General features: G+C 46.8%; 5 protein-coding genes and 1 pseudogene. 3 read left to right on the top strand and 3 right to left on the bottom strand.

All coding sequences use genetic code 11. From position 1 onward, the window contains the following. Positions 1-356 precede the first annotated feature (356 nt). The 3 genes from dprA to NBH16_RS14080 are packed head-to-tail and all read right to left on the bottom strand — an operon-like array spanning position 357 to position 3,148. Positions 357-1,475: a DNA-processing protein DprA gene (gene dprA / locus NBH16_RS14090; RefSeq protein WP_122297302.1), complete on the bottom strand. Its 1,119-nt coding sequence runs from the start codon at positions 1,473-1,475 to the stop codon at positions 357-359. Continuing rightward, a complete protein-coding gene (locus NBH16_RS14085) occupies positions 1,476-1,889 on the bottom strand; it encodes an acyl-CoA thioesterase (RefSeq protein ID WP_005860009.1) in 414 nt (137 codons plus the stop codon). Next, a complete protein-coding gene (locus tag NBH16_RS14080) occupies positions 1,889-3,148 on the bottom strand; it encodes a peptidase U32 family protein (RefSeq protein WP_172986694.1) in 1,260 nt (419 codons plus the stop codon). The genes NBH16_RS14085 and NBH16_RS14080 overlap by 1 nt, the downstream gene beginning before the upstream one ends. Before the next feature lie 279 nt (positions 3,149-3,427). On the opposite strand from NBH16_RS14080, the gene dusB reads away from it, so the two are divergent. The 3 genes and pseudogenes from dusB to NBH16_RS14065 all read left to right on the top strand — a co-directional run bounded on the left by dusB (position 3,428) and on the right by NBH16_RS14065 (position 6,051). Further along, positions 3,428-4,417, top strand: a complete 990-nt coding sequence (gene dusB / locus NBH16_RS14075; protein WP_009275231.1) for a tRNA dihydrouridine synthase DusB — start codon at positions 3,428-3,430, stop codon at positions 4,415-4,417. Positions 4,418-4,763: 346 nt separating this feature from the next. Further along, a pseudogene (locus NBH16_RS14070) lies at positions 4,764-4,919 on the top strand (AAA family ATPase); the annotation flags it as partial. 88 nt (positions 4,920-5,007) lie between these two features. Beyond that, positions 5,008-6,051, top strand: coding sequence for a sugar kinase (locus NBH16_RS14065; protein WP_005863435.1), 1,044 nt, complete (start codon positions 5,008-5,010; stop codon positions 6,049-6,051). The last annotated feature ends 23 nt before the right edge of the window (positions 6,052-6,074 follow it).

Below are 6,074 nucleotides of genomic sequence, written 5' to 3'. Positions count from 1 at the left end.
AGTCTTTTAATGCTAAAATTAAGGCGTTTAGAGCTGCTTTAAGAGGAGTAACGGATATAAAATTCTTTCTTTTCAGACTTACAAAGCTGTATGCTTAATCCCCCAGGTTTATCGGGTGAGCCCAAACAACATCCAAATTGTTAATTTTAGAAGATTTTGTGCCTATTCTGTATAGTTTCAAATTCAAAAACATTTTTTATACCGGGCAGGCATGTTGTTTAACACAAGTTATACTCAAAACCCTTGACAAAGGGGCTTTACAAGCTTATCTTTGCATTGTGGTTTTTTCATAATAGTATTAGATTTAAGGTTAACAAAGTTTGGTTAGGGCTTGTCGTGAGACAGGCTTTAATTATTTATAGGGGTTTCATTCGTTTATAGATGCTTCCCGGCATCGATTTTATCTTTCCATCCAATTCCAACTCAAAGAGCAGAGAAGATAATTGATGTACCGGAAGATTCAAGGCTACGGACAATTCATTGATATGAGATTCCTTTTGCGTCTCCAAGAACGACAAGATCCGTTCGCTCTCCTCGTTCTCCGGAAACAATAATTGGGTTTGGACCGGTAACGCGTCTGTCTTTTGAGCGACATCCCAACGCATCGCCATGATTAAATCGTCAGCGCAAGTGATCAAGCCTCCTTTATTCTGCCGGATTAAGCCATTACATCCCTTAGAGTTGATATCCGTTACCCGACCCGGAAAGGCATAGACATCCCGGCCATACGAGAAAGCGATATCCGCCGTGATCAAAGAGCCTCCTTTCTCCGCCGATTCAATAACGATCGTGGTATCCGCCAAACCGGCTACGATCCGGTTTCGCCGGATAAAGTTCTGCCGATCCGGATTCGTCCCGCTAGGAAAGTCGGTCAATAAACCTCCCCGCTCCAACATCTCGACCGCCGTAGAACGATGCACGGGAGGATAGATACGATCCAAACCATGCGCCAATACGCCCACCGTGGGCAATTGGTTCTTCAACGCATTCCGATGAGCGCAAATATCGATGCCATACGCAAGTCCGCTAACGACCAATAGATCCGGGAAAATCACGGACAAATCCCGCAATAAACGCTCGGTCACTTCCTGCCCATAAGCGGAGGCCCTACGAGTACCCACAACGCTGATGATATGGGCGGCGTTTAAATCCGCCTTCCCCTTGAAATAAAATAAAACCGGAGCGTCTGGGCATTCCCGCAGACGTTCCGGATAATTCATATCTTTCAAGAAATAGATAGAGATACCGTTCTTTTGGGCAAAAGCCAATTCTTTCTCTGCCCGTAAAAGCACATCCGCCCGCTTAATCTCGGCGATAATCGAATCGCCGATACCCGGTATCTTCTCTAGCGACTGGCGCTTTTCCGTAAACACGGCCTCCGCATCTCCCAACGCTTCCAGAAGATGGCGGGCTAGGATATCTCCCACCCCATTAATCATAGTAAGGCCAATTTGGTAAATCTGTTTGTCTGTCATTTATGCTTGTTTTGATTCTATTCGCTTTAGCATCTCATCGAAATATTCTCCTCTGGTTAATTTGCCATTCTCTACGACAACGGATTCCACGACTCCTTTAGTAGCCAGCGCCCCATCGGATTCCCGGTAAATATCTTGCTCGAACACCAGTTTCACCCCTTTCTTATATACATTCAGGCAAGAAGTATACCGATCGCCGCTCCGCAAGGAGTTCTTGAACTGGATATCCACACGGGCCACAAAAGCATCGATGCCCTTCTCATGCATGGCGCCGAAGTTCTCACCCAACGACTCCAGAAACTCATGCCGGGTATGCTCCATATAATGCTGGTAATTGGAGTTATTCACCACGCCTTGCAAATCGCACTCATAATCGCGAACCTTGTCTGTCAGTTTAAAAATATATTCCTTCATTATTGTAGTTCTTTTTCGATTTGTACTTTCTCCATTTTATAAAGACGATCGGACGGGCGGATCTTCTCGGACATCTTTATCGAGAAGCGTTCCCCTTTCACGGTCTCCTCCACCGGTTTCAGGTCTACCCGGATCTCATCGACGGTCTGCATAACGGCTCCGGTCGTGGGACCCGTTACCAAGATCTCATCGCCTACTCTCAAGGAACCGGACTCCATCTCAAACTCGGCGACACCGATTCCGCTGAAGTATTTGATACCCCGTGCCACGTACACTTTCTTACGGGTAGCACCGGAGCCATATTTACTGCTCCATTCACCCAATCGTTGTCCCAGATAGTAGCCATCCCAGAAACCACGATTAAAGACCCTGCGCAGACGCTCGTCCCAAACCGCTACCTTCTCCTCATCGAAGGTACCTTCGCAATAGGCCTTGACCGCCTCTTTATAACATTCGGTCACGAGACGCACATACTCCGGCCCGCGGGCACGCCCCTCCAGCTTGAACACACGTACGCCGGCATCCATCATCTTATTCATGAAATGAATCGTCTTCAAGTCTTTCGGCGACATGATATACTGATTCTCCACATCCAGCTCGATCTGGCTATCCTTGTCATGCACCGTATAGGCACGACGACAAATTTGCATGCAAGCCCCCCGATTGGCGGAAGCGTTCATCTCATGCAAACTCAAATAGCATTTACCGGACACGGCCATGCACAAAGCCCCGTGAGCGAACATCTCTATGCGGATCAATTCCCCTTTCGGGCCTTTGATCTGCTGCTTCACGATCTCCTGATAAATCTCATGCACCTGCTTTAAGTTCAATTCGCGAGCCAATACGACCACATCGGCGAAGCGGGCGTAAAACTTCAACGCCTCCACGTTCGAGATATTCAACTGCGTGGATAAGTGCACCTCTTGCCCGATGCTATTCGCGTAACTCATAGCGGCCACATCGGCGGCGATAATGGCGGAGACACCCGCATCCTTAGCGGCGTCTATGATCTCCCTCATCAACGGAAGATCCTCACCATAAATAACCGTATTAACCGTGAGATAACTCTTGATACCATGTTCCCCGCAAATAGCGACGATCTTACGCAAATCCTCCGTCGTGAAATTATTCGACGAGCGAGAACGCATATTCAATCCCTCGATACCGAAATAAATGGAGTCGGCCCCTCCTTGTATAGCAGCCATCAACGATTCATAGGAACCGACAGGCGCCATTATTTCAAAATCCTTCTCTTTCAAGGTTATATATTTTAATATTACGGTAGCAAAGGTACGAATAATATTTGAGAAGATTTCTTATAAGCACAAACCCTCCATCCCATCATGAAAGAATAGTTCCAGTTGGAGAAGCACAAGATCCTAAATAAAGCGGGGCAATCCGAGCTCTATCAATATATCATAAATGATCCGGATTATTAAAAACGCCTGTTCCATCCACCGATCATCTTACGAGATGTAAAAATTATTCCCCAAAAAGAAGTACTTTTGTAATCTCTATTTAGTTAGCAAACAGAAGGTATGAAGATTGGTTCAATAGATTTAGGGGAGCGTCCGGTATTCTTGGCGCCTATGGAGGACGTGACAGATATCTCGTTTCGTTTGATGTGCAAACGCTTCGGAGCGGACATGGTATATACAGAGTTCGTATCGAGCGACGCGTTGATCCGCAGTGTGAACAAAACACAGCAAAAACTAAATGTCTCCGATGATGAGCGTCCGGTCGCTATCCAGATTTACGGTAAGGACGTAGCCTCGATGGTAGAGGCCGCACGTATTTGCGAGGAAGCTCGTCCGGATATTTTAGACATAAACTTTGGTTGCCCCGTAAAGAAAGTAGCAGGCAAGGGAGCCGGGGCCGGTATGCTACGCAATATCCCGTTGATGCTGGAAATCACGAAAGAAGTAGTGAAAGCCGTGAACATCCCCGTCACCGTGAAAACCCGTTTAGGATGGGATGCCGACAACCGTGTTATCGTGGATCTGGCCGAGCAACTACAGGATTGCGGTATCGCCGCCCTCTCCATCCACGGACGTACACGGGCGCAAATGTACACGGGCGAGGCGGATTGGACCTTGATCGGTGCCGTAAAAAATAACCCTCGCATGCAAATCCCTATCATCGGGAATGGCGACGTGACTTCCGCCGAGATATGCAAGCAGCGTTTCGAGGACTATGGCGTAGACGCCGTAATGATCGGTAGGGCTAGCATAGGCCGCCCTTGGATCTTCCGGGAGGTAAAACACTATCTTACGACCGGGGAATTATTGCCGCAAGAGCCTTTCTCTTGGTATCTGGATATCCTAAAAAAACAAGTGGAGCAAAGCGTGGAACGATTGGACGAACGTAGGGGAATCTTACATATTCGTCGTCATCTGGCAGCTACTCCGCTCTTCAAAGGTATTACCGATTTCAAGCAAACACGGATCGCCATGCTACGTGCGGAGACTGTTAACGAATTATTCGAAATTATGAATAATATTCCTAAAAAGTACGGAATTTCAGAATAACAAGCTTGATATATATCAAATTGAAACCTATTTGCGATATTTTTACAATAAAATGTTACAAATACTATTGACGCATATTATAAAACCCTTTATATTTGCATCGAGTTTTTTTCATAGTATTTTAGATCTAAGGTTAACAAGTCTTTGCAAGGGGGGAATCGTGAGATTGTTTCATTGAGGAGCAAAAAAAGCCGCATCCATATTGGGACTAGCGGCTTTTTTGTTTTTCCGGACTCTATATCCTAAATCAAGAAACTTATCGTATCTTTGTCAATAGGTCACATTAAATATTTGGCACTATGAACCAGACTATTTATCCCATCGGTATACAGAACTTCGAGAAGATTCGATCAAGGATTATGATTCTCGCTTTGGTATCTATAAACTAGGATTTCCCAATTTAGAGGTAGAAGAAGGCTTTGTCAAATACCTGCTTCCTTTCTACACCAGTGTTAGCGCCCCTAAGACTCCTTTCGAAATCGGGCGTTTTGTCCGGGAGGTGGAATAAAAAAGCCTATGTTTTCGCACACACGCTATACATTATTCGAAATAAACCCTTACATTTGCGAAAAACATAATACTATACCACCATGAGTAAGAAAGTCATAACTTTCGGAGAGATCATGCTTAGGCTGGCTACTCCGGACTATTTACGCTTTTGCCAAGCCAATCAGTTCAACGCTACTTTTGGCGGAGGGGAAGCGAATGTCGCCGCCTCACTCGCCAACTATGGCATAGAGACTGAGTTTGTAACCCGTTTACCCAAAAATGACATCGCCCGTGCCTGCGTTATGGAATTACGCAAACAGGGTATCGGAACATCCAAGATCATTTACGGAGGGGAACGGTTAGGCATTTATTTTCTGGAGACCGGAGCGGTCGCTCGTGCCAGCAAGGTGGTATATGACCGGGCTCATTCTTCCATCGCCGAGATCCAACCGGGGATGATCGATTGGGACGAGGTATTCAAAGATGCCTCTTGGTTTCACTGGACAGGTATCACGCCAGCCATATCCGAAGGTGCCGCCAACGTATGCTTGGAAGCGATACAGGCGGCAAACCGATTGGGCATCACGGTATCCTGCGACCTCAACTACCGGAAAAATCTCTGGAAATACGGTAAGACAGCCCATGAGGTCATGCCGGAACTAGTAGCCGGATGCGATATCATCCTAGGAAACGAGGAAGATGCCGAGAAAGTCTTCGGTATCAAGCCCGAAGGTTTCGACGCTGCCGCCACGGAAGGCGAGGTACACGCCGCTTCTTTCCAGTCGGTATGTACCCAATTAATGGCTCGCTTCCCACGTGCCCGGAAAGTTATCATCACGCTAAGAGGCTCCATCAATGCCAATCATAACACATGGGGCGGAGTGCTATACGCCGACAACCGGTTGTACGAATCCCGCCGGTATGACATCACCCATATCGTAGATCGTGTAGGTGGAGGCGATTCTTTTATGGGAGGCCTTATTTACGGTTTGCTCTCCTACCCCGGTGACGACCAGAAAGCCTTGGACTTTGCGGTAGCGGCTTCCTGCCTGAAACACACGATCTACGGAGACTTCAACCAAGTAACCGTAGAGGAAGTAGAAAAACTCATGTCCGGCGACACCTCCGGCCGTGTCTCCCGCTAATTTTCAATTCTCAATTTTCAATT

This window comes from Parabacteroides sp. Y3-G-102, assembly GCF_023656845.1.
In the GTDB taxonomy this organism is placed as follows: domain Bacteria; phylum Bacteroidota; class Bacteroidia; order Bacteroidales; family Tannerellaceae; genus Parabacteroides; species Parabacteroides distasonis.
This window is presented reverse-complemented; position numbering and strand designations above follow the sequence as displayed.

Bases quoted from the DNA above. Each gene is read 5' to 3' on its own strand.
- NBH16_RS14065 (WP_005863435.1), top strand. From the start codon at position 5,008: ATGAGTAAGAAAGTCATAACTTTCGGAGAGATCATGCTTAGGCTGGCT.
- dusB (WP_009275231.1), top strand. From the start codon at position 3,428: ATGAAGATTGGTTCAATAGATTTAGGGGAGCGTCCGGTATTCTTGGCG.
- NBH16_RS14085 (WP_005860009.1), bottom strand. From the start codon at position 1,889: ATGAAGGAATATATTTTTAAACTGACAGACAAGGTTCGCGATTATGAG.
- dprA (WP_122297302.1), bottom strand. From the start codon at position 1,475: ATGACAGACAAACAGATTTACCAAATTGGCCTTACTATGATTAATGGG.